General features: G+C 37.6%; 22 protein-coding genes and 1 riboswitch. Of the genes, 4 read left to right on the forward strand and 18 right to left on the reverse strand.

Annotated elements, in window-relative coordinates; genetic code table 11:
- Positions 1-129 precede the first annotated feature (129 nt).
- The 4 genes from cmk to IGI67_RS04295 form a co-directional block, all read right to left on the reverse strand.
- Positions 130-801: a (d)CMP kinase gene (gene cmk / locus IGI67_RS04280; RefSeq protein WP_207107958.1), complete on the reverse strand. Its 672-nt coding sequence runs from the start codon at positions 799-801 to the stop codon at positions 130-132.
- 60 nt (positions 802-861) lie between these two features.
- Positions 862-1,488 (reverse strand): LysM peptidoglycan-binding domain-containing protein, encoded by a 627-nt coding sequence (locus tag IGI67_RS04285; RefSeq protein WP_429956856.1) that lies wholly within the window; start codon positions 1,486-1,488, stop codon positions 862-864.
- Between the two features lie 68 nt (positions 1,489-1,556).
- Complete coding sequence (locus IGI67_RS04290) at positions 1,557-2,948, reverse strand: RecQ family ATP-dependent DNA helicase (protein WP_429956857.1); 1,392 nt, start codon at positions 2,946-2,948, stop codon at positions 1,557-1,559.
- Positions 2,939-3,925, reverse strand: coding sequence for a helix-turn-helix domain-containing protein (locus IGI67_RS04295; protein ID WP_429956858.1), 987 nt, complete (start codon positions 3,923-3,925; stop codon positions 2,939-2,941). The genes IGI67_RS04290 and IGI67_RS04295 overlap by 10 nt, the downstream gene beginning before the upstream one ends.
- Before the next feature lie 28 nt (positions 3,926-3,953).
- Between IGI67_RS04295 and IGI67_RS04300 the strand changes: the two genes are divergently transcribed.
- Positions 3,954-4,163 (forward strand): ferredoxin, encoded by a 210-nt coding sequence (locus IGI67_RS04300; protein WP_429956859.1) that lies wholly within the window; start codon positions 3,954-3,956, stop codon positions 4,161-4,163.
- 61 nt (positions 4,164-4,224) lie between these two features.
- Here IGI67_RS04300 and IGI67_RS04305 read toward each other — a convergent pair whose 3' ends face one another.
- The 12 genes from IGI67_RS04305 to IGI67_RS04360 all read right to left on the reverse strand — a co-directional run bounded on the left by IGI67_RS04305 (position 4,225) and on the right by IGI67_RS04360 (position 15,764).
- Complete coding sequence (locus IGI67_RS04305) at positions 4,225-4,818, reverse strand: ECF transporter S component (RefSeq protein WP_429956860.1); 594 nt, start codon at positions 4,816-4,818, stop codon at positions 4,225-4,227.
- A 119-nt stretch (positions 4,819-4,937) separates the two neighbouring features.
- A riboswitch (FMN riboswitch) is annotated at positions 4,938-5,056 on the reverse strand.
- A 69-nt stretch (positions 5,057-5,125) separates the two neighbouring features.
- Complete coding sequence (locus IGI67_RS04310) at positions 5,126-5,842, reverse strand: pseudouridine synthase (protein WP_207107952.1); 717 nt, start codon at positions 5,840-5,842, stop codon at positions 5,126-5,128.
- Positions 5,842-6,423, reverse strand: a complete 582-nt coding sequence (scpB, locus tag IGI67_RS04315) for an SMC-Scp complex subunit ScpB (RefSeq protein ID WP_207107951.1) — start codon at positions 6,421-6,423, stop codon at positions 5,842-5,844. Before scpB ends, IGI67_RS04310 begins: the two co-directional genes overlap by 1 nt.
- Positions 6,420-7,166 (reverse strand): segregation/condensation protein A, encoded by a 747-nt coding sequence (locus tag IGI67_RS04320; RefSeq protein ID WP_429956861.1) that lies wholly within the window; start codon positions 7,164-7,166, stop codon positions 6,420-6,422. Before IGI67_RS04320 ends, scpB begins: the two co-directional genes overlap by 4 nt.
- A gap of 2 nt (positions 7,167-7,168) precedes the next feature.
- Positions 7,169-7,534, reverse strand: a complete 366-nt coding sequence (locus IGI67_RS04325; RefSeq protein ID WP_429956862.1) for a GNAT family N-acetyltransferase — start codon at positions 7,532-7,534, stop codon at positions 7,169-7,171.
- 14 nt (positions 7,535-7,548) lie between these two features.
- Positions 7,549-8,439 carry a site-specific tyrosine recombinase XerD gene (gene xerD, locus IGI67_RS04330; protein WP_207107948.1) on the reverse strand — a complete coding sequence of 297 codons (891 nt, stop codon included), beginning with the start codon at positions 8,437-8,439 and terminating at the stop codon, positions 7,549-7,551.
- A gap of 102 nt (positions 8,440-8,541) precedes the next feature.
- Positions 8,542-8,997, reverse strand: coding sequence for a Fur family transcriptional regulator (locus tag IGI67_RS04335; RefSeq protein ID WP_207107947.1), 456 nt, complete (start codon positions 8,995-8,997; stop codon positions 8,542-8,544).
- A gap of 113 nt (positions 8,998-9,110) precedes the next feature.
- On the reverse strand, positions 9,111-9,968 hold the full coding sequence (locus IGI67_RS04340; RefSeq protein ID WP_429956863.1) for a CvfB family protein: 858 nt from the start codon (positions 9,966-9,968) through the stop codon (positions 9,111-9,113).
- Between the two features lie 82 nt (positions 9,969-10,050).
- The gene (locus IGI67_RS04345) at positions 10,051-11,763 is read right to left on the reverse strand and encodes a cell division site-positioning protein MapZ family protein (protein ID WP_429956864.1); all 1,713 of its coding nucleotides are present in this window, start codon (positions 11,761-11,763) and stop codon (positions 10,051-10,053) included.
- A 265-nt stretch (positions 11,764-12,028) separates the two neighbouring features.
- Positions 12,029-13,138, reverse strand: coding sequence for an RNA polymerase sigma factor RpoD (gene rpoD, locus IGI67_RS04350; RefSeq protein WP_207107944.1), 1,110 nt, complete (start codon positions 13,136-13,138; stop codon positions 12,029-12,031).
- A 22-nt stretch (positions 13,139-13,160) separates the two neighbouring features.
- A complete protein-coding gene (gene dnaG, locus IGI67_RS04355; RefSeq protein ID WP_429956865.1) occupies positions 13,161-14,981 on the reverse strand; it encodes a DNA primase in 1,821 nt (606 codons plus the stop codon).
- A 147-nt stretch (positions 14,982-15,128) separates the two neighbouring features.
- Positions 15,129-15,764, reverse strand: coding sequence for a lysozyme family protein (locus IGI67_RS04360; protein WP_429956866.1), 636 nt, complete (start codon positions 15,762-15,764; stop codon positions 15,129-15,131).
- Positions 15,765-15,947: 183 nt separating this feature from the next.
- Here IGI67_RS04360 and IGI67_RS04365 point away from each other — a divergent pair, with 183 nt between their 5' ends.
- From IGI67_RS04365 to IGI67_RS04375, 3 genes are all read left to right on the forward strand, one after another.
- Positions 15,948-16,670 (forward strand): alpha/beta fold hydrolase, encoded by a 723-nt coding sequence (locus IGI67_RS04365; protein ID WP_429956867.1) that lies wholly within the window; start codon positions 15,948-15,950, stop codon positions 16,668-16,670.
- A 4-nt stretch (positions 16,671-16,674) separates the two neighbouring features.
- Positions 16,675-19,254, forward strand: coding sequence for a bifunctional lysylphosphatidylglycerol flippase/synthetase MprF (gene mprF, locus IGI67_RS04370; RefSeq protein ID WP_429956868.1), 2,580 nt, complete (start codon positions 16,675-16,677; stop codon positions 19,252-19,254).
- Positions 19,255-19,616: 362 nt separating this feature from the next.
- A complete protein-coding gene (locus tag IGI67_RS04375) occupies positions 19,617-20,351 on the forward strand; it encodes a hypothetical protein (protein ID WP_429956869.1) in 735 nt (244 codons plus the stop codon).
- 68 nt (positions 20,352-20,419) lie between these two features.
- On the opposite strand, the gene IGI67_RS04380 is transcribed toward IGI67_RS04375, so the two are convergent.
- Both IGI67_RS04380 and dnaJ read right to left on the reverse strand, forming a co-directional pair.
- Positions 20,420-21,400: a plasmid pRiA4b ORF-3 family protein gene (locus tag IGI67_RS04380; protein WP_429956870.1), complete on the reverse strand. Its 981-nt coding sequence runs from the start codon at positions 21,398-21,400 to the stop codon at positions 20,420-20,422.
- Positions 21,401-21,489: 89 nt separating this feature from the next.
- Positions 21,490-22,650: a molecular chaperone DnaJ gene (gene dnaJ / locus IGI67_RS04385; protein ID WP_207107937.1), complete on the reverse strand. Its 1,161-nt coding sequence runs from the start codon at positions 22,648-22,650 to the stop codon at positions 21,490-21,492.
- Positions 22,651-22,860: the final 210 nt, after the last annotated feature.

Below are 22,860 nucleotides of genomic sequence, written 5' to 3' on the forward strand. Positions count from 1 at the left end.
CCAACAATTCTACGTAAAATACACTACATATTCTATTTTAGAGTAATCCACATGAAAAATAAAGCGATTTCTTCTTTTTTTCTAAAAAATCGAAAGAAATTCGCTTTATTTATCGATTTTATCCAAAATTTAGAAACCTTTTGAACATATAACCTCTTTAATCTTCGTTACTACCTGATCGATCGACATTCCCGTCGTATCCACCAATTGAGCATCTGCAGCCTGTACAAGCGGAGAAACACTGCGATGCGAATCTAAATAATCACGCTTTGCAATAGCTTCTTTAATTGCTTCAAAGTCCATATCGATTCCCTTTTCTTGATTTTCTTTGTATCGGCGTTGTGCTCGTTCTTCGACACTTGCTACTAAGAAAATTTTTACTTCCGCTTCTGGTAAGACTGTTGTACCAATATCTCGTCCGTCCATTACAATTCCGCCTGCTTCAGCCAACTGCCGCTGTGCTTCCACCAATTCGTTTCTAACTTTAGCATGAGCGGAAACTTCTGATACAGCTGCAGTTACATCGGGCTGACGAATCGCCTGAGTAATCTCTTCACCATTCGCAAATACTAACTGTCCATGAACAGATTGTTTGAAAGTAATTGGATATTTTTTTGTCAGTTCAGCTAAAGCTGACTCGTCTGAAAATGCGACCTGATATTTGATTGCTAAGAAAGTAATAGCACGATACATCGCACCAGTATCAACATAAATAAAATCAAAGTCTCTTGCTAGAATCTTAGCTACTGTACTCTTTCCTGAAGATGCCGGACCATCAATTGCAATTGAAATTTTTTCCATGTTCTGCCTCTTTTCAATAAATAAACCGTAATCGCTAACGATTACGGCAAGATATTCAAATTATTTAACACGCACTTGTTGGCCTGGATCAAAGTAAAAACTATCCAAAGTCATACCATTAAGTTTCAAAAATTCATCAACACTCAACCCATAACGTCCAGCAATTTGTTTTGGACCTTCGCCTGCCTGAACTGTTCCATACTGAGCATTTGCATCATTTTGTGTATTGTCTTGATTTTGCTGAGTTTGTTGTTGTTGCTGTGCCTGTTGTTGCGCTTGTTGCTGTGCTGCTGCTTGTTGTTCTGCCGCTTGCTGTTCAGCCGCTTGTTGTTGTGACTGCTGATTTGCTTCAGACTCTGTTGTTGAACTACTTTCTTCGGCGCTACTTTCTTCAGTACTGGATTTCTCTGTTGAAGATACCTTTGATACCTGCGTTGTGCTCTCAGGAGAGGCCGCTGGTTTATCATCTCCACGAGTAATCCAGAAAAAGGCACCCGCGGGAATCAAAATAAGGGCTAACAATAATGCGACCAGAATTGTCAAGAATTTCGTATTTCCGCCACCTTTGTTACCACCACTACGACGAGACTGGCTACGTGAATATGTTTCTTCTTCACTATCAGATTCGTAAATATGTTGATCCCACGGTTCATTGTTCGTATCGTTATAGCGATCTTTTCTACTCAATTTCTCTAACCTCCTAAATGCTATCGCCATGTATTATACCATAGCTCTTGAAAAAGTGGCGTTACTTTTCAATCTTTCTTAGCATTTTTAAAAATTTTTTGAACTATTTTTTGCCAAGTAAATGGTGTTTCGGACGGTATTTCTTTACTTATTTTTATTGCTAAAGTGGCCCCATCGTTATCACAGCAATTTGAATTTTTCTTATGAAGCGTCTCGTCAAAATAGGATACTAAAAATTTGCGACGACAGTTTGCAGTTGAAATATAATCTAACATTTTTTTTAATTGTACTTTTTTTGTTACTCCTCTCTTACTTAATAAATCTAGCAAGCGTGATTCTTGATTAGGAAAAAATTGCTCCCATTTTTTAATCAGAGGATCTTCAAAAACGAGATCTGTTATTTTTTGTTTGATTTCAAATAATTTTTTTGATTGATTCGTTTGTTCTTGTAGAAAATGATGAATATGTTCATCGCCTTCTTCATAAAGTAGAATGGCTTGACTAGGTTGGCCATCTCTACCAGCTCGACCTACTTCTTGCAAATAATTCTCAGGTGAATCCGGTAAATCATAGTGAATAACAAACCGAATATTGTCTTTGTTAATCCCCATTCCAAAAGCATTTGTTGCAATTAACAACTGTAAATCTCCAGCTAGAAATTGCTGTTGCAACATTCGCCGTTCTTGACCGCTGAGTCCTCCATGATAGTAAGCAACAGCATGAGTTTGCTTAAGTAACTTATACAGTTCCTCCACTTTTTTTCGTGTGGCACAATAAACAATTCCTGAACCCGCTAATGACTCAACTAACTCTTGTAATTTCTTCAATTTATCCCCTTGATAAACAAAAAAACTAATATTCGGTCGATCAACTGAATATATAAACTCCTGTGCTTCGTCATTAAATAGTAAGCGCTGGATATCCTGGCGTACAGATCTGGTGGCTGTAGCTGTCAGCGCCAGAACTAATGATACGTTAATCTTCTTTATACCATCTGCTAGTTTTAGATATTCTGGTCGAAAATCAATTCCCCACTGTGAAATACAATGAGCCTCATCAACCACAACCAAGGACAATTTCATCGCTTGTAAAGTTTTTTGAACGTTAGCTGTCAAAAACATTTCCGGGCTCATAAAAATAAACTTATACTTCTGCGCTTCACTTAAGACCAATTGTTTTTCCCAAGATGATAGTACGCTATTCAAAGCGACCGCACGCTTTTCCCCAAGCCTTTGCAATTGAGTTACCTGGTCTTCCATTAAAGATATCAAAGGCGAAATAATGATTACAGTACCCTCAAGTAAATATCCCGGTAATTGATAACATAAGGACTTCCCCGTTCCTGTTGGTAGCATTCCAAGGACAGAATTACCAGATAGAAGAGACTCAATGATCTCCTGCTGCCCCGGTCGAAAATGATCATAATTAAATTTTGTCTTTAGTAACTCTATCAGCTCCATTGTTTTCTCCTCAAATAATAGAGTTGCGACAAGCGGAAAGTTAAGTAAGGCACCTCATAATCTTGATAATGAGCATGGATTACTTGTTCCTCGTTAAGAGCGCTAAAATCGACTCTCTCAAATCGTTCATATGGAAAATCTTTATCCATTAAACCCCATTCGATAAAATGGTCATTGATAGTCCCTTGTTTCAAATGACGCAACTCCAAAATTTCATTCATTGTTTTCCCTGCTAGAAAGAACTCTTTTGTCTTTAACATGCTTTGATTGATATTTTGCTGGTCTAACCGTAACAATAATCTTGATATTTCACCGTCTTCGATCTGTGCAAAAAAAAGATCAATCGCACGCTGGCGATAAAGGATATTCCAAGGAAACTCTTGCCATTTATCAGGAAACAATTGAAAAGCAGTTTTACCTTGAAACCCATAGCCTGAAAATTGATTGGCTAAAAAATCCGCCTCTACCTGTGGCAATTCTTTTAAAATACTTGTTAATTCCTGATAGAATTTTCTTATTAAATTAGGTTGTGAAGTTGCCAACCATTTTTTTATTTGCTGCAAGTAATACGGTCTATTTTCAATCGGAAGGTAATCATTTTCATTAAAGGATAAATTACTGACAACTTGTACCGCGAAGAGAATCATTTGCCACGAATTCTCTCGCATTCGACCATAGCGTAAATTATTCAGTCCGCTCAAATCAAAAAAATCACTTGTTAATAGCTTTTCTCCTTCTTTTGTCATCCTTCCAAAACCGTCATCAACTACAATCAACTTCTGATTTATCAATTGTTGAAGTTCTTTTTGAAATGTTTCTTCTTTTAAATTTGGCAGTGCCCCTAAATAAGCCAAATTCTTATAAAAAAAACCATGGAGCAATACTGAGCTAGTTCTTTTTCCCACTAATAAATGATATAAAGTGGAGGTTCTTAACTTGTAGCCAGTCTGAAATAACGTTAAAATAAAAAAAGTCATAGTAAAATCTCCTCTGGAAGGTGAAAAAATGAAATGCGAAATCATTCCCGAACGTTGTATTGCTTGTGGTTTATGCCAAACAATCGCTTCAGAAATTTTTGATTACACAGATGATGGTCTCGTTCTTTTTGTCGGCGAGCCTGGAGCAACTCATGAATTTATCCCTAAAGACCAGCAGGCTACAGTCATTGAAGCTGCCAAGCGCTGCCCGTCGCATGCTATACTATATCAGAAATAATAATAACACATATCATCAAAAAAAATCTCAGACGCTTGGTCTGAGATTTTTTTAAGCACATTTATGCTGAATGATGTTGTGAAGTTAATGTTTTTTTCGATAGCCAAGGCAATAATTTTGCATGTAATACTAAGAAGGCCACACTGACGATTATTCCCTTCAAAATGTTAAATGGAACGATACCTACTAAAATATAGCGACCTAATCCCATCCCTAGCATTTGACCTGCAGAAAGTCCAAAGGCCTTTAAATAGAGTGGCGTGATCACAAAATAATTTGCAATGCTCATAAAAATCGTCATTGCTAAAATCCCTAATCCAAGACCCAATACTCGTTTCGAAGATGTTTTTTTTCTGAACATTAAGAATATCGGTAATGTATACAACGTTGATGCAAAGAAGCTGGCGAAATCTCCAATCATATTATCAATGGAAAAACCGCTCATAGTTAAATGTAGTAATGACCGAATAAACGCAGTAACGACTCCTGTTAATGGTCCAAAGATAAACATATTAATTAGGACTGGAATGTCACTAAAGTCTAACTTTAGAAAGGGAAACATTGGAACAATTGGAAATGCGATAAACTGTAAAATTAGTCCCATTGCTGCTGCTACTGCCACTGCTGTCATTTTTTGTAACCTTAAGTTCTTCATCTGAAATCCTCCGTTTCGGAATCATCTTCATCGAACTATTTGAGCGTTATTTTCCACAAAAAAACTCTATGCTTCAGAAAAAGCATAGAGTTACTTGAATTCAGACTCACTCAAATAAGCTCTATCTTCTTTATCCAGACTGTACTGTCGGTATCGGAATCAAACCGATTCGGCTGCTTACGCAGTTCGCGGACTATTACCGCCGGTCGGGATTTTCACCCTGCCCCTGAAGACGAACCTTAAATTATTTTTTTATTGTAAATTCACTATAACAATTTTACTATCAAAAAACAAGTAATTGACTTGGTTACCTTGCCTGGTTCATCAAAGTATTGATTTCCTTACTATTTAATCTGCGATACTCTCCTGGACGCAAGCCTTGCAAAGTTAAATCACCATAACGTTCACGCTTTAGCTTTTGAACAGGTAAACCAACTGCTGCTAACATATTTTTGACTTGGTGATTTCTACCTTCATGAATCGTTAACTCCACAATACTCGTCTCAGCTTTTTTATCCGTTGACAGAATTTCAAAACGAGCTGGTGCTGTTTTCTTGCCTTCAATTCGTATTCCCTTTGTTAAAGGTAATAAAGTTCTTTTCTCTGCATAACCCTTTACCTTCGCTACATAAACCTTATCAATTTGATGTTTGGGATGAGCTAATTTTTGTGAAAAATCTCCATCATTGGTTAAAAGTAAAATGCCAGATGTATCGTAATCTAATCGTCCTACTGGATAAATTCTTTCAGATACAGCAGAAAAATAATCCGTTACAACTTTTCGATTTTTATCATCAGCAACAGCAGAGATAACCCCACGAGGTTTGTAAAATAAATAGTAGACATGGTCCTCTTGATAGATTGGTACACCATCAACTTCCACAATATCTTTCTTACCAACCTTTGTTCCCAGTTCCTTGACAACTTCGCCATTTACCTTAACCCGCCCAACGGTGATATAATCCTCAGCTTTACGTCGTGACGCAATTCCCGCGTGCGCGATAACTTTTTGCAATCTCTCCATTATTGTTCATCCTCTTCTTTAAAGCGGTCATAGAATAGATCCAAAGGTTCATCCTCATCCGCTAAATCTTCTTCCATTTTTTGAACATCTGGTAATTCTTCCATATCTTTTAAACCAAAATAGTCCATGAAATAGGCACTTGTTCCATATAAGATCGCCCGACCTGGGCCATCCACACGTCCCTTTTCCTCAATCAATTGCCGTGCTACTAGCGTTTGGACAGCTCCACTTGATTGAACACCTCTAAGCTCGTCAATTTCTGAACGTGTTACAGGCTGTTTATAGGCAATAATCGAAAGTGTCTCTAAGGCTGCCTGACTTAAACGATTAGCTATTGGAGATCGAGCGAATTCTTTTAGCAACGGAGCAAATTCTTTTTTTGTACTTAAAACAAAATGATTCCCCACCTCTAAAAGAGTAAGCGCGGAAGTTTCATTGCTCTCATAAGAATCCTTTAAATCAGTAATATTTTGATATATTTCTGGCATTGGCCTTTTCAAAGTAAAGGCCATTTCTTCTAGGCTTATTCCTTCTTCACCCACTACGAAAAGCATCGCTTCAACTTGACTTAATTGGTTCATACGACAGCTCCTTTAAATATTAAGATTGGTGCATAAGTTTCCTCTTGAGTCGCCGAAGCCTGTCCCTTTTTCATTAACTCTAAGAGAGCCATGAAAGTCGTAATCATTTCGTCTTTTGTATACTTAATAAAAAAAGACTCTAATGGTAATCCTTCAGACTCAGATAATTCTGCCAATCGTTGACCAATTTCACTTACCTTTTGATCAACAGTGATTGTTTCAGTAGTAACTGTCGTTTCTATCGGCTTATTCCGTTTCTTTCGTTGTAAAACATCATGCAGTGCTAAAAAAAGATCAATCGTATTTAATTGATTTTTTGGTAAAGGCAGAAGCTCATCTTCATATTCAGAAAGATCCATGGGCGCCTTAGTATAAAACAAACTTCTTTCTTCCTCTTTCTCCGACAAGACAGATGCCGCATATTTATACTTACGATATTCTAGTAATTGTTGGACTAAGGCTTCTCGGGGATCCTCCCCTTCTTCATCGTCATAGTCAAATTCTAGTTCTGGTTTTGGCAGTAGCATTTGACTTTTAATCGACATAAGTGTTGCGGCCATAACTAAGTACTCACCAGCCACTTCCAATTCTAAAGTTTTCATAGCATGAATAAAGTTCATATACTGCTCAGTTACCGCTGCTATGGGAATATCATATATATCAATTTCCAGCTGTTGGATCAAATGAAGCAGCAAATCCAACGGTCCTTCAAATACATCTAACTTTAAACTAATTGCTTCCATTTTTACCCTCGCTTATGCTCTTGCCATTTTGCTAAAAAAGCAGAGGTTGCTGGCGTTCCTATAATTTTTTGATTAGGATAGATTGCTTGTAATTCATCCATCATAGCATAGCTGATCCCTTCGCCTCGGTAAGAAGGATTCAAGCTGATATCATGAAGGACAATTTCTTGATCTTCCAACTGGCTTACACCAATTACTCCTTGTACGTTATCAGATTTTTCATTGTAATAACAATAAAGTTGATAACGATCGTCTCCTTCATATGTATCAATCTCTTTTAGCAAATGCTGTTGATCCTTCAAACTTTCGTGAAAGCTTAAAAGCCCCATTGCAATTTTTCGTTGGTTTTTTCGATATTGAGTAAGCATTCTTTCTCCTCCTGTTAAGCACGCGGGAAAAACTCTTTATACACTTCTGTCATTCTTCGTTTAGTGATGTGAGTATAAATTTGTGTTGTAGATATATCGGCATGACCTAAAAGTTCTTGGACAGTTCGTAAATCTGCCCCATTTTCAAGTAAATGCGTCGCAAAACTATGTCTTAAAGTGTGAGGGGTAACATCTTTCATGATTTCTGCCTTGATAACATATTGCTTTAGATTCTTCCATATACCTTGGCGGCTCATTCCATGACCATGATTATTAACGAATAAGAAAATGTCATTCGGTGTTTTCTTAGTCAATAAAGGTCTAACCTCTGCAAGATAACGTTCTAACCAATGGATTGCGTAATCTCCCAACGGAACAATTCGCTCTTTATCCCCTTTACCGACAGTTTGCAAGAGACCCATTTCTAAATGGATATCGCCAAGCTTTAATCCAATCAGCTCACTTACCCTCAACCCCGTCGCATACATCACTTCTAATATTGCCCGGTCACGAATTCCTAAATCAGTAGTGGTATCTGGTGCCGCAATTAAACGTTCTACTTCCGATAAAGAAAGTGTTTGGGGAAGCTTTTGAGCCTTTTTGGGGCTATCAATATGCTGCATTGGGTCGTGATCCGTATAACGTTCTTGACGCAAGAATTGATGAAAACGACGTAGGCTAGAAATCATTCGTGTAATTGTAGTAGACGCTTTACCAGCTTCAGTCAGACTTGTCAAAAAGGCCACGACTATGTATCGATCAACTGCTTGCCATTCAGCCACATTTTGATCATTCAAAAAAGACAAGTATTGTTGCAGGTCTCTTTGATAGCTGATCCGTGTATTTTCCGAAAGGCCGCGTTCAATCGATAAATAATGCAAATATTCTGTTATCTGTTCATCCATGTCCTCACCACTTTCGCTTTATCATAACAAAAAGTCCCTTGAAATGATAGCACGTATCTTTGCAAGGGACTATATAAATTAATACATTTTTAACTAGAAAACTCACGCATTCTTTTTTTCTTGACATGTTTGACAAATACCGTGGAATGTCAAACGATGATCCTTCACTAAAAAATGGTAGCGAGACTCTACCACTCGTTCCACATCTCCTAAAAGATCTTCTTCAATTTCCTCAATATTTCCACATTCAAGACACAAAAGGTGATGATGAAAATGCTCTGCACCTTCTTTGCGCAGATCGTATCGAGCCAATCCATCATCAAAACTGATTTTGTTTACAATATGCAGCTCAGTCAATATTTCTAAGGTACGATATACCGTCGCTAGGCCAATCTCAGGACTTTTCTTTTTCACTAGAAAATAAATTTCTTCAGCTGATAAATGATCTTTTTCATTTTCCAATAAAACGAGAACGGTTGCTTCACGCTGAGGTGTCAACTTGAATCCAGAATCATGAAGTTGCTTTTTAGTTTTTTGTAAGGCTAGGATTGCGTTCAAGAGAACCCTCCTCTATCTATTTTAGAATAATTGTAATTAACGGACAAAAACACTGCCGTTTTTCTTAGAATTATTATAGTTTATCACCTTTATTTATGCAAGAACATTCTCAATTAGCTCTTCAAATGAATCTCACCTTCAATTTGTTCGATCAATTTTTCCTTCAATAAATGGCCAATTGCACGCTTGAACTGCCCCTTGCTTATGCCAAAAGCTTCTTTGATTTCATCAGGTGCAGATTTATCCCAATATGGCAACTTATGCTCGTCACTTCTCTGCAGCATTGTTAAAATCATTGCGGCGTCATCGTTAATCATTTCATGGCTTCGAGGTTTTAATGACATATTTAAGACCCCGTCTGGTCGGACTCCAATAACACGTGCTTCTACAATTTCGCCTAGTCTAGGCTCTTGGTACCGTTCTGAAGGATGAATAAAACCAATATAAAAATCGTCTGTAATTAAATAAGAACCTACAACTTTCAATCGATAAATTGTTCCTTTTTTGTTTTCATTTTGCATTTCCGCATTTCCAATACGACTCAATGAATGAAAGATAGCTTCATCTGCTAATACGCCCCACATTCTATCTTTTTCATCAACGCGTAAACTAATCATTAATTGATCGCCTTTTTTTGGCCATAGCTCCTTCATACTAGGCATCTCGTCTAACGAAACTACCATATCCTTATCAGCTAATCCAATATTCACGAACACACCTAAATCGCGACGAACATCCGTAACTTCGCCAAAAGCATAGTGCCCGATTCGAACTTGTGGGATTTTTGTCGTGAAAATAGCGTCTCTTTTTTGATTCACATAGGCAAATCCTTCAACTGATTCACCTACTTCATGTGTTTCGCCTTCATCTTTTAATAATTGAAACGTAACACCATTCTTTTGTACCAAATACATTTTTTCGTTTTCATCGATAATTAGTCCGGTAAAAACTTGTCCTAATAGTTCATTCATAATCATTACTCCTTATAAAAAATTGTCTTACATCATTATTAAAGCTGGGAAGACAGTATCTCCCCAGCCTCTATATGTTAATTTAATTTGGTCCATCACCTTTAAACCAACCTGTTTTACAGTTGATTGTTACCAAGTACATCGGCAAGTCTGAGTCTGAATATCCTTTTGTTAAGGAAGCTTGATTTGAAGTAGCATACAGATTATAGTATCCTTCACCATTTTCAACTTTTACTGGTTCTAAACTATAACCACCTTCAACAATATAACCACGCGAAATACAGGTTTGAATAACCTTTTCCTTAACTCCTGGAGCCCAAGCATACGCACTGCTGCTTGTGTCACCGACTTGATTATTATTACCAGTCGAAGAAGCCTTATTTTGCGCTTCCTGTGCAGCTCTTTCTTGCTCTTCTTTCTCTCGAGCAGCCTTCTCTGCAGCTGCCTTTTCCTCGGCAGCTTTTTTCTCTTTGTCCTTCAGCGTTTGATCAACTTTGCTTAAATCATCTCTTTGTGACTGAACCAATGTTTGATTTGCAACTGCCTTAACAGCATTATTCGCTGTATTGTATTGGTCACGATTTACTGAATCAACTACATTTCCATCTTTCAATAAACCTTCAACAGCCTTTTTAGCAGTTTCAATCTTCGTATATTGTTCCTTGGCATTGTTAACAGCCTGATTCATCAAATCATCAAACTCTTTATCACCAGTATTAATTGATAGTTCCACTGGTTCAGCAGTGCTTAATAGTGGCTTTTCTGTGATTTTATCTCCATTAATCGCAACGCTTGTAAATAATTGATTGACTGACTGCTCAGCCTTTTGTTTTTCTACTAGCTCATTATATTCTTTTTTCAACTCATCATAACGTTTGTTGTCTTTATATCGAGACAATTCTTCATCAATTTTGCTAGTGTTGAGAGCGACTTTATCACTGGCAAGAAAAATTTGCTTATCATCCGTGTAATAGCTCGCAATACTATCTTCAATTGAGTCAAGCGCTTCATTTTCTTTCTTCACAGTTGCTATACGTTGAGCTTCAACTTCCTTTTCATGATGATAATAATAACCACCGCCTAAACCTAAAACCGCAATTGCTGTCAAAGTAATGTAAAGTTTCTTGCGATTTTTTTTGCGCGGCTCTTGAGGCTTATCAGAATCATCTAGCGAAATATTTTCCTCACCAGAATGCTCGACTGTTTCTTCTACATCCGTATTCGCAGCCTCACTCTCTTTTGAAAGTTCAGGTGACACTGGTTCGGTAGTTTCTGATAAAGTCTCTTCTTCAGCTGCTACTGATTCTTCTGCTTCAGGGATATTTTTATCTGCAGGATCCTCTAGCTCTTCTTCTGGAACTGTTGAATCTTCAACACGATTTTGATCTTTTGCTTCTGAAAGATTATCTGCCTTTGTTTCCTCAATCTCATCGTTAACAGAGTCTGCTTCACTTGCATTCTCAGATTCATTTTTAGTTTCATCTTCATCATTAACTGATTTTTCCTGATCATCTTTATGCTCGCGAATATATTGTGCCAAAATCGGATTCATCTCAGGAGTTTCTTCAGTAGTTTCTTTTGAATTTTCTTCTTTCATCTTATCTTCATTATCCTTAAACATTTTTTGCACAGATTCAATAGGCATATCAGCTAATTCTGACCATTCTATCGTATCATTTTTTTCATTATTCTTTTCAATGTGTTCTCGATCGTTTAACTGTAATGAAAAGCCACACTTCGGACAAGTCGTGCATCCTTTGACTGGTTCAAAACCACAGTTAGGGCATTTTTGCAATGAAATCGGCTCCTTTTTTCAATCATATGCTTTAATCTATCATATGTTTAGGGATGTTCCAAGCAATTTTCGAGTGAATTAATCAAAAATAATAAATTCTATTTGGCTTTTGAGACATAAAAATCCCTTAGATTTTCAAATGCTTTCATTAGTTAGTACTTCTTTCAACTAAAAAATACCTGCTCTCTACCTACATAAACATTATTCTACTTACTCTAGAAATAGAGAAAAAATCCCCGAGAAATATCTCGAGGATTGCAAAAAACTATTCTAGAAAATCTTTTAATTGTTTTGAACGTGATGGGTGACGTAATTTGCGCAATGCTTTCGCTTCTATCTGACGAATTCGTTCACGGGTAACTCCGAAGACTCGTCCGACCTCTTCCAAAGTACGTGTTCTGCCGTCATCTAACCCAAAACGTAAACGCAACACATTTTCTTCCCGATCAGTCAATGTATCTAAAACATCTTCTAATTGTTCTTTCAACATTTCAGAAGCCGCATGCTCAGCAGGACTGGTTGCTTCTTGATCTTCGATAAAATCACCTAAATGTGAATCATCTTCTTCACCAATCGGCGTCTCCAAAGAAACAGGTTCTTGAGCGATTTTCAAAATCTCACGAACTTTTTCTGTAGGTAAGTCCATTTCAGCACCAATTTCTTCTGGTGTTGGTTCGCGCCCTAAGTCTTGCAATAACTGACGTTGTACACGAATTAATTTATTGATCGTTTCCACCATATGGACAGGAATCCGAATTGTCCGAGCTTGGTCAGCAATCGCACGTGTGATTGCTTGGCGAATCCACCAAGTCGCGTACGTTGAAAATTTAAATCCTTTGCGGTAATCAAATTTTTCAACAGCCTTCATCAATCCCATGTTTCCTTCTTGGATCAAATCTAAAAATTGCATTCCACGCCCAACATAACGTTTCGCAATACTTACAACTAAACGTAAGTTTGCTTCTGCTAAACGTTGCTTAGCTTCTTGATCTCCTTGTTCGATCAGCAAAGCAAGTTCAACTTCTTCTTCAGCAGTCAGTAATGAAACGCGTCCAATTTCTTTTAAATACATACGAACCGGGTCATTGATCTTGACACCAGTTGGGGCCGATAAATCTTCCTTTTGCGCGGCTTTTGCAGTTTCTTCATTCTGTTTCAAACTAGCTTTAGAAGGTTCACCATTTTCATCTACAACACTGACACCAGCATCCTCGACTTTTTGGATCAACTCATCCATTGCTTCTGCACCTAATTCATAAGGAGTGGCCAATCGATTCGTTAGCTCGTCATACACCGCTTGTCCCATTGGTTTCTTTTCCTTAATGAAGGCCGCTACAGCTTTTTCATACTCTTTTTTATTTTTTACATCTGCCATAAAATAAATGCCCCTTTCACTTCTAGGCTTGTTTTAACCGTTTCGTCAATTCGATAATCTGAACGGTCAATTCTAATTCCCTTTGCTGGTTTCCACTTTTTCTGGCCTCAAGCTGCTCTTTTTGTCGTTGTTTTATTTCTTCAGCAATGCCAGATTGGGAGATTACCCGCATCAAATCATAGATTTCTCGTTCATTACTATCTTCTGACATGGATATCATAGAGATGTCGATGGCTAACTGTTTCATCTCATTCTCTTTTAAATAGTTCAGGAAGTCGGCTAAAACAAAATTTCCATGAACCATCATATAACTATCTAAGTAAAGAAGCAATTCTTGATACTGATCATGAATAAATTGAAAATCTGTTTGAACTAATTGTTCACGAATCGAGGCTTCATTCATGCTGCGATACAATAACATACGTTCAGCCTTCTCTTCTTTGGTCAGTACTTTTTTTACTGGTTGCATCGGTATTTGAGAAACTGACGATTGCTTTTGCCGTCTCTCAGTGCGAAGCGTTTGACGAACCATCTGCAGCTGTTGCTTTAAGCTTTCTCTTGTTAAATGAAAATCGTTTGCTAACTGACCTAAATACATGTCTTGTTCAACGGGGGACTGGACCTTTGCCAAATCCTGCATCACAACATCTAAATAGTTCAACCGATCGGCTTCATTCTCTAAGTTCAATCCTTCTTTGCGATACTGCATCTTAAAAGCAAAAGGTGTTTGACGACCATGCTGCAATAAATTTTGTAGTTCAGCGACGCCATATTTCCGCAAATACTCATCCGGATCAAGCTTCTCTGGTACAGTAACAGTTACAAGATTTAAACGACTATGCGCATCTAAGATCGTTAATGCTCGATCTGTCGCAGCTTGTCCAGGGTCATCTCCATCGTATGCAATCACCACTTGACCAGTGACACGTTCAATCGCAGCAATCTGTTGTTCGGTCAAACTAGTTCCCATTGAAGCTAACCCAATCTTGATGTCCGCTTGCCAAGCAGCCAGTACATCCATAAACCCTTCAAATAGGATCGCTTCGCCTTGCTTACGGATTTCATTTCGCGCTTTGTCAAAATTGAATAGAACCTGCCGCTTGTTAAATAGCTCTGTTTCTGGAGAATTCAGATATTTTGGCTGGTCATCTCCAGGAAAATCTTTTGTTTTTAATAAACGGCCCGAAAAACCAATTGGCTTTCCCCGAAAATCATTTAAAGGAAACATGACTCGATGATAAAAGCGATCACTAAAACTGCCATCCTCACGGCGAATAAACAATCCGCTACGTTCCATCAAATCACTGCTCACCTTATCTTGCTGTGCAACTTGAACTAAAAAGTCTCTTTGACTTGGTGCAAAACCAATTTTGAACTCATTGATTAATTCATCGCTCAATCCACGTTCATGAAGATACTCCAACGCAGTTTCACCTACTTTGGTATTCATCAACAGATGATGGTACAAATCACGTGTACGTTCATGCAAAGCAATTAATTGCTGTTGTCCCGTAGTTGCCTGACTAGCAGGTTCACTAGAAAATTCGATACTTAAAGGAATTTGCTCTATATCAGCAACTTTTTTTACTGCTTCTGGAAAACTGATTCCTTCCAGCTCTTGTAAAAAGGTGTATACATTGCCTCCTTTGCCACAACCAAAACAATGGAATATCTGCTTATCTTCAGCGACCGAAAATGACGGAGTTTTCTCTTCGTGAAATGGACATAGTCCTAAATAATTTTTACCAGACTTTTTTAATTGAACGTATTGTCCGATAACTTCTACAATATTGGTTTTTTCACGAACCTCATCAATAACTTGTTGGGGAATTCTTTGCGCCAAAAACTTCACCCCAGTTCCTAAAAATATGATAACAGCCTTAAAAAATCGCCCTAATTCATCTTTCGATCAGCGCGATTTTTTTGACAAACTTATACAAGTATCATTTTAGCATATTTCTTTATTATTACAAGCTTTCTGCTCATTAAATTAACTATTTTGAAACCTTTGGAATAATGTAATATAGCGTTTATTCATTTGGACAATTTCAGCATAAAACATATTCCCCCCATTTTGATACAAATACCCGCCGTTATAAAATACTGATTGCATCTGCATGTAACGATACGTACGTTGTTGATCATTGCCGTATCCTGGCGACAATATATCTCGAGAATATTCCTCAGCTAGCTCTACATTGTTTTGACCACCGTGATCGTGGACATATTGAATATACTTCGTCCCAAAATTATACGCCTGAATGGCTGTATTAAGATCGCATCCGGCAGCTTTAGCCTGTCTGTAGCTTTCTGCAAAGTGTTTAACCCCGTTTTCAAGGCTTTCTTTTTGACTAATAATTTTTCCGCGGCTACCGTAAACACTCTCGGAACTTTGCATTAAGTCAGTCCCCTTGCCTTTTGATTCAGTATACATAATGGCTAAAATAACATCTGTATGATCCCCGACACCTGCTTGATCTGCTAAAGTCTGTACTTCGCCGCGGTAACTATTTACTGTTTTTGTATATTTATATGTTCGAACTGCAAAAATTCCTCCTGCTAAGAGAAATGCAAGAATTACAAATGTAATAATTATTTTAAAAAATTTCCCGATCATTTTCAACATAAAATCTGCCCATCTATCTTCTTTTTTCTTTATCCATACTACAAGAATCTACTAAACTTTTAAAAGCATAAATCGATAGCTTTATATTTAATTAATCATTCTAAAGTTTTCATTTCATCGTATAATTAAATTAATGTGCAAGACTTAAAAAAATCGTTATACTTATGTCTGGTAGGTGATGTTGTGAAAAATGAAAAGAAAATTGCTCAAATGAGTGATGGTTCAGAAATTTATTATGAGAAATACGGACAAGGTCCCGCACTTTTTTTACTTCACGGTAACGGCGGCAGCGGAAGATACTTTTCGAAACAGCTAAATAGTTTCAGTAAACATTTTAGTGTTTATGTCGTGGATAGTCGCGGACATGGACGTTCGACCAATACGCAAAAAGAAACAAGTTTTCAATTGATGGCTAACGACCTTGCTGCAATTATGGTGTTGGAAAACATCGACCATGCCGACCTTCTGGGCTTTAGCGACGGTGCCAACTTAGCAATGGTTTTTGCACGTCTTTACCCTGAGAAAGTTGTACATTTGATTTTAAATGCTGGAAATACGGTGCCTAGCGGAGTGCGAACCATTCCGCATCTTTTAAGCTATGTGCAATACGCCATCGTGTGGATAGGAGCGTTTGTCGATACAGGTATGCGCAATTTTCTGCCGATTCTACGTTTGCTGTTCCGAGATATTGGTCTTTCAACGGAAGATTTAAATCAAATTCAAGCACCCACTCTGGTTATTGTCGGAAAACACGATTCTATTAAAACGCAACATTCCATGTATCTTGCCCGCTCGATTCCAAATGCAAGTTTTGCAATTGTTTCAGGGCAAGGTCATATGTTTGCACGAAGAAATCCAAAACGCTTCAACCAAGAGGTGCTACAATTTCTAATCAACGAGGAGTGATTTGATGGTTAAGCTAGCAGCATGGTTTAAAGCACACATAAATAAGTTCAAAACAATTTTTTTAATTTCAGTTATTATTATCGTCATATTTGAACTATCAAGTATTGCAAAAACAATCTCTTTCGATCAGCTATCAACCATTTTTAGCAAGATCAATAGTTGGAATATCCTATTGATGGCATTGATTGGACTGATTTCGGTTACACCAATGATTGGCTATGATTTTACTTTAAATCGTATCTTGGAACAAAAACCCAAAAAAAGATATATTTTTGAGACTAGCTGGTTAGTTAACACATTGAATAATATTGCTGGTTTTGGTGGTTTTATTAGCGCAGGATTGCGTTCTGAATTCTATGGAAAACAGTCTTCTGGAAAAAAAGTCGTCCAAGCCTTGTCAAAAATTTTAGTGTTTACTATGTCCGGCTTATCTATTTATGCATTGATTTCTTTTCTCTTAGTAATGTTTGATGACCATAATCAGTATTTGCGTCAATATTGGATTTGGTTAATCGGAGGCGGCTTGTACTTTCCAATCGTTTTTTGCCTTAGCTTGTTTGGCAAAGGTGAATACCTTGGTGATTTAAAGGGATCACATCGCCTAGAATTGATTGGAACATCCTTGCTAGAATGGACAGGAGTACTGATAAGCTTCCTCTCTACTGGTCTTTTAATGGGAATCGATGTCAATATCCGCGAAGTTGTTCCGTTATTTATTGCAGCTACAGTTATTGGAATAGCCTCAATGATCCCAGGAGAACTTGGCAGTTTTGACCTAATGATGATCATTGGTTTGTCCGCATTAGGCACTCCAAGAGAAACGGTAGTCGCATGGTTGTTATTATTTAGGCTTTTTTATTATGTAATTCCCTTTGCTATTGGTTTGATTTTATTTTTCAAAAACCTTGGTACAACGATCAACACACGCTACAAAGGTATTCCAGTCAGCCTTTTGAAGGAGCTGGCTCATAAACTTGAAGGTCTTCTGCTCTATTTTACGGGCATCATGTTAGTATTGTCCGCGACTATTCCTGAAGCATTTATACGCCTGCCATTCCTGCAGCGTTTGAATCCGATTCATTCCCGTGTAATCGTTGTTTTTCCAGCAATCTTATTAGGTTTTTTATTGATTGTTTCTGGCAGAGGAATCTCAGCACGAGTTAAGCGAGCGTATATTCCTACGATCATTATCGTAACGTTTACCTTCCTCTATTCTTTACTAGCTGGCTTCCGTATTTCCACTGGGATTTTCCTTGCTCTATTATTGCTATTTGTTATTTTTTCAAAAAACGAACTATTTAGAGAGCAACTTGTTTATTCTGCAGAATGGTTGACAATTGATGGAATTATTATGGGCGGTTTAGCAGTTTTATACATTATTATTGGTGTATATAATAGTCCAAAAATCCATCATCGCCATCGTTTACCTGAGTTTTTCTTGTTTCCCAGTGAACAAATTTGGATTGTTGGTTTTGTGGCGATTTTGATTGTTTCTTTCATCATCCTCTTATTGATCCGTTTCTTGAAAAATAGACGGGTCCAAGTTGGCGATGACTTGGATGAGCAACGGATTCAACACATATTAGAGACTTATGGTGGTAATTCTGATAGTCAACTAGTTTTTCTCAAGGATAAGAAGGTCTTCTATTATAATAGCGGAGAGGAAGATACGGTCTTCTTCCAATTATCCACCTTCAACAATAAGATTTTGATAATGGGAGATCCTTCTGGGAAAAAGGATGATTTTGAAGCTGCTACAGAAGCATTGATTAATGAGGTTGATCGATACAATTATTTACCAGTCTTTTATGAAAACAGCGAAGAAATGGTCATGATTCTTCATGAGTTCGGTTATGACTTTATTAAATTCGGCGAACGAGCACACGTTCATTTACCGGATTTTACGTTAAGTGGAAAGAGGATGAAGGGGCAACGAGCAAGTTTCAATAAGGTGATTAAAGAAGGCTATCAATTCGATGTTATCAAGCCGCCATTTTCTTTCAATACCATGAAAGCGTTGAAGGCCGTATCTGATGAGTGGTTAAACGGACGTAAAGAAAAAGGCTTTTCTCTTGTTTTTTTCTCAGAAGAGTATCTGCAACGTGCACCAATCGCAATTATTAAAAATCAACAGCAAGAAATCGTAGCATTCGCCAATTTTATGCCAACTTATACTGATAATGTTGGAACGATCGATTTGATGCGTCATAGTCCTGAAAAAGCCCCCAGTGGAACGATGGATTTTCTTTTTATCAACCTTTTTCAATATATGCGTGATGAAATGGGAATTGAATACTTTGATCTAGGAATGGCTCCCTTAGCCAACGTTGGAACCTCTCGTAAAAGTTTTACCCAAGAACGAATCGCATACTTAGTTTATAATTTTGGTTCACGCTTTTATTCATTTGGGGGACTAAAAGAATATAAGGATAAATATGCGAATGAATGGGTTCCTGAATATGTTTTATACTCGCGTGACAGCTGGATCGGCTATGTTATGATTGCTTTACTAATTACTGATAATGCACCAATCCAAGGTGAAAAAAAATATCAAGGTTTTCGTCGTTTTATTTTCAGGGACTAGAAAATCTCCAATTATGAACCAATTTATTCTTGACAAGACCAAACAATCCCTCTAAAATAAACCACAATATAAAACTAATCAGTTTGGAGCGTTTTTATTATGAATCAATTAATCTCTGGACAACTGAATAATTTTTACTTTAGCTATTTTAGATAAGTTTGTATTCATATTTCGTGGATACAAACACTTGAGTTTGTATCTATGATGGCTAAAGCGATTAAAGCTGACTTTTTGCCACGTAGATGAGAATCTATTGTGGCTTTTTATTTTCGTATCACGGAGCCCATTGTAGATTTTCAAATCTATAATGGGCTTTTTCTATTATCTCGGTTAGCAAATACAAAAAAATTGGAGGAATTTTTATGAATACTGTACCAAAAATTATGATTCAATCAGATGGTCTTAAAGCAATCGGCAGTTACGCTGCGTCACTGTGGAAAAAGAAAAAAATTGTCTTGATCAGCGATAAAGAATCCTTCGATACTTACGGCACACAAATACTTCAATACCTAACAATCTTTGATTTCGAAGTACATTCATTGATTTTAAATGAGGTTCTCTATACAACAAATACCGCAAATCTAGTTTACAGTTTCTTAACCAATCAAAAGATGACCAAAGCAGATGGAATAATTGGTTTGGGTAATGAAGCAGTTTGCCAATTAAGCGGCTATGTTTCTGCGACCTACCACGGGGGGGTCTCGTTAATTCAGATACCAACTACTTTGTTCAGTCAGCTTACAATCGCTAAACAAAAACAAGCCTGCTTATTAAACGTAGCAGCAAGACACTTGCAACTGGTAACGACTCAACTTGATGGTGTTATAATCGACACGAATATAAGTGCTATAGTATCTCAAGAAGAACTAATTTCCATACAGACTTTTTTACTTAATTTAGGACTTTCACAAGATAGTAAATGTCGGTGCGAGTTAAGAAAAAAAGCTCGTATTTATGATCACCAATTGAATTACAAAGAAATACTTGATTCATTGCCCTCTAATCTTCCTATAGGAAAAAAGATGTGTTTACGATCCGAAAAACAAGTAATAAACAGTCGAGCACTCTCACTCTTCAAGTCCCATTCAATTTCCTAAAAAATAAAGAGTCTAGGATAAAAAATCCTAGACTCCCTTTCAAAGCGTGTATAACAAAACAAAAGGTATCACTCTTGTTGCAATAGTTCGTTCGTTTCAGATAAGATAAATTCTTTCCAGACTTCCTCTCCTCGGGAGTCTTCAAGCGGAGTATCCCCTTTTGCCTTGACACAGACAGCATATCCAAGTCGTACTAAATCATCCAAAACGACTTTTTCAACGACAATCCGATGGGTCCAATCACAACCGAAATCGTAAATGTATTCAATTTTTACACCTTTTTGGAAATCTTCATCAATCAATCGCTGCTCTTCTGAAAATTGCGGCATTTCTAAATCATCCGGACCAATCATTTTCGTACGATCTACAAAGAAACTATGAAGATGCCTGTCTTCCCACCCAAATGCAATTTGCAAAATCCTGTGTAAACGTTCATACGTTATACCTGAAGGAATCTGCAGTCTTCGCCAAATTGGGGGTTTGTATCCTTTTAAATCTACTCGAACAAAGTAGCTTGTTACTTCGTTTTTATTTTTTTGCCCAGGAAACTTTAAAATATTATTAGGGATATTCTTTTGTGGTGGCTCTTCAAGATTGTAGTGTTCAACATTATAAGGATCTTCTACTTCGAAATTCCCCTCACGCCACTCATCCATAATGGCCAACTTCGTCTTCGACCAATAATTGGGATTACTCATACGAGTAAGAAAAGCTGTCTTATTGAGGTAAATAAAATATTGCATGTCTTTGCATTGTTCTTCAGTTATTATTTTTTCGTGATATAGAGCACTATAAAGATCAAGTAAAATTTGATAAGCATAAAAACTCTCATCAATAAATAGCGGCATATGCTTTGGTATATGATGAATCAAAGCATCCTTAACAACTGCTTCATCCAATAATTTGTTGCTCAGCTTTCCCTTATCGATAAAGCTCAAGAAAAATTCTACTGTGCGAACAAGGCCATCTGGTTCAGCGAGTCCTCCAGCAATAAAGTAATGCATCATATCTCTGGTCATCCGATCAAACAATTTGTCCAACTTATCCATGCGAACCTCCTTCAACACAAATTCTCTTCTTAATAATAGTAAAAGAAAAAAGGGATTCAATCAATACTGAATTGACTGAACCCCTGAGTTTATTTTTTTCCACCGAAGGCATCTTTTACTTTACCAAAAAAACCTTCTTCCTTTTGTTCACTAACAACTTGTCCGCCAGCTTCCGCAAATGCGCGCAAAGCTTCACGTTGCTTATCATTTAAGTTTTTAGGTGTAATAATTTTCACTGTTACTTGTTGATCGCCATTCGTATTTCCACGAAGTCTCGGAGCACCTTTGCCGCGAAGTCTAAATTTAGCTCCCGTTTGTGTTCCAGCTGGGACTTTTAGTTTCACATCTCCATGAACGGTCGGTACATTGATCTCATCGCCTAAAGCCGCTTGCACAAAGCTCAACGGCAATGTGTAATAAATCTCCGCGCCATCACGATCAAAGATATCGCTCTGTTTCACCTTGAAGACCACATAAAGATCACCATAAGGTCCACCGTTAATTCCCGCTTCCCCTTGATCTGCTAGACGCATTTGTTGTCCGTCTTCAACGCCAGCAGGCACCTTTACTTTAACTGTGTGTGGTCGTTTTTCGTGTCCAGAACCATGACATGTTGGACAAGGGTCTTTGATTTCTTTCCCAGTACCATGACAAACATCACATGTTTGGCGGCTCATTACACGGCCAAGCGGTGTTTGATGCTCTACATTGATTGATCCAGAGCCATGACATTTATGACAAACTTCTGGTTGCGTGCCAGGTTTTGCTCCGTTTCCGTTACATGTATGACATGTTTCTTCACGATTATATTTGATGTCCTTCTCCACACCAAAAATAGCTTCTTCGAATTCCAGATTGATTGAATATTGTAGATCAGAACCTTGTCTAGGTGCCTTAGGGTCCGCTTGACGCGCACCTCCGCCTCCAAAAAACGATTCAAAGATATCTTCAAATCCAAAACCGCCTGCTCCGCCAAAGCCACCAGCGCCTCCGAAACCGCCTGCGCCACCAGCACCAAAATTCGGATCCGTGCCAGCATGTCCATACTGATCATAAGCTGCTCGTTTCTGTGGATCGCTTAAAATTTCATAAGCCTCCGAAATTTCTTTAAACTTCTCTTCAGCATCGGCTTCTTTATTAATATCCGGATGGTACTGTTTGGAAAGCTTGCGGTATGCTTTTTTAATTTCATCATCCGAAGCGCCTTTTTGTACCCCAAGGACTTCGTAATAATCCCGTTTTGTAGCCATTGGCTTCCCTCCATAATTTCATAGAATCGTTAGTATTGTATCACAATCGTATTAGATACGATACTTTTCTTAGATTTTTTCTGTGATGCCGGCCTCACAAACAAGTTTTTTAGTGATAATCAGAAGTTTCCCTTTTTCACTCAAAAGCTAAACAAGTTCGAAAAGCATTTATAAAGTTAGCAATCATTTTCGAAAGAAAAAAGGCCAAAG

It is taken from the genome of Enterococcus sp. AZ196 (genome assembly GCF_050498845.1).
GTDB lineage: Bacteria > Bacillota > Bacilli > Lactobacillales > Enterococcaceae > Enterococcus_A > Enterococcus_A murrayae.

What these genes read in the sequence shown, in the direction of transcription:
- mprF (WP_429956868.1), top strand. Translation starts at nt 16,675, where the DNA reads ATGGTTAAGCTAGCAGCATGGTTTAAAGCACACATAAATAAGTTCAAA.
- IGI67_RS04380 (WP_429956870.1), bottom strand. Translation starts at nt 21,400, where the DNA reads ATGGATAAGTTGGACAAATTGTTTGATCGGATGACCAGAGATATGATG.
- xerD (WP_207107948.1), bottom strand. Translation starts at nt 8,439, where the DNA reads ATGGATGAACAGATAACAGAATATTTGCATTATTTATCGATTGAACGC.
- IGI67_RS04305 (WP_429956860.1), bottom strand. Translation starts at nt 4,818, where the DNA reads ATGAAGAACTTAAGGTTACAAAAAATGACAGCAGTGGCAGTAGCAGCA.
- cmk (WP_207107958.1), bottom strand. Translation starts at nt 801, where the DNA reads ATGGAAAAAATTTCAATTGCAATTGATGGTCCGGCATCTTCAGGAAAG.
- IGI67_RS04290 (WP_429956857.1), bottom strand. Translation starts at nt 2,948, where the DNA reads ATGGAGCTGATAGAGTTACTAAAGACAAAATTTAATTATGATCATTTT.
- IGI67_RS04325 (WP_429956862.1), bottom strand. Translation starts at nt 7,534, where the DNA reads ATGCTTACTCAATATCGAAAAAACCAACGAAAAATTGCAATGGGGCTT.
- IGI67_RS04340 (WP_429956863.1), bottom strand. Translation starts at nt 9,968, where the DNA reads ATGAATGAACTATTAGGACAAGTTTTTACCGGACTAATTATCGATGAA.
- scpB (WP_207107951.1), bottom strand. Translation starts at nt 6,423, where the DNA reads ATGAACCAATTAAGTCAAGTTGAAGCGATGCTTTTCGTAGTGGGTGAA.
- IGI67_RS04300 (WP_429956859.1), top strand. Translation starts at nt 3,954, where the DNA reads ATGAAATGCGAAATCATTCCCGAACGTTGTATTGCTTGTGGTTTATGC.
- IGI67_RS04310 (WP_207107952.1), bottom strand. Translation starts at nt 5,842, where the DNA reads ATGGAGAGATTGCAAAAAGTTATCGCGCACGCGGGAATTGCGTCACGA.
- dnaJ (WP_207107937.1), bottom strand. Translation starts at nt 22,650, where the DNA reads ATGGCTACAAAACGGGATTATTACGAAGTCCTTGGGGTACAAAAAGGC.
- IGI67_RS04320 (WP_429956861.1), bottom strand. Translation starts at nt 7,166, where the DNA reads ATGGAAGCAATTAGTTTAAAGTTAGATGTATTTGAAGGACCGTTGGAT.
- IGI67_RS04375 (WP_429956869.1), top strand. Translation starts at nt 19,617, where the DNA reads ATGAATACTGTACCAAAAATTATGATTCAATCAGATGGTCTTAAAGCA.
- IGI67_RS04360 (WP_429956866.1), bottom strand. Translation starts at nt 15,764, where the DNA reads ATGTTGAAAATGATCGGGAAATTTTTTAAAATAATTATTACATTTGTA.
- IGI67_RS04295 (WP_429956858.1), bottom strand. Translation starts at nt 3,925, where the DNA reads ATGACTTTTTTTATTTTAACGTTATTTCAGACTGGCTACAAGTTAAGA.
- rpoD (WP_207107944.1), bottom strand. Translation starts at nt 13,138, where the DNA reads ATGGCAGATGTAAAAAATAAAAAAGAGTATGAAAAAGCTGTAGCGGCC.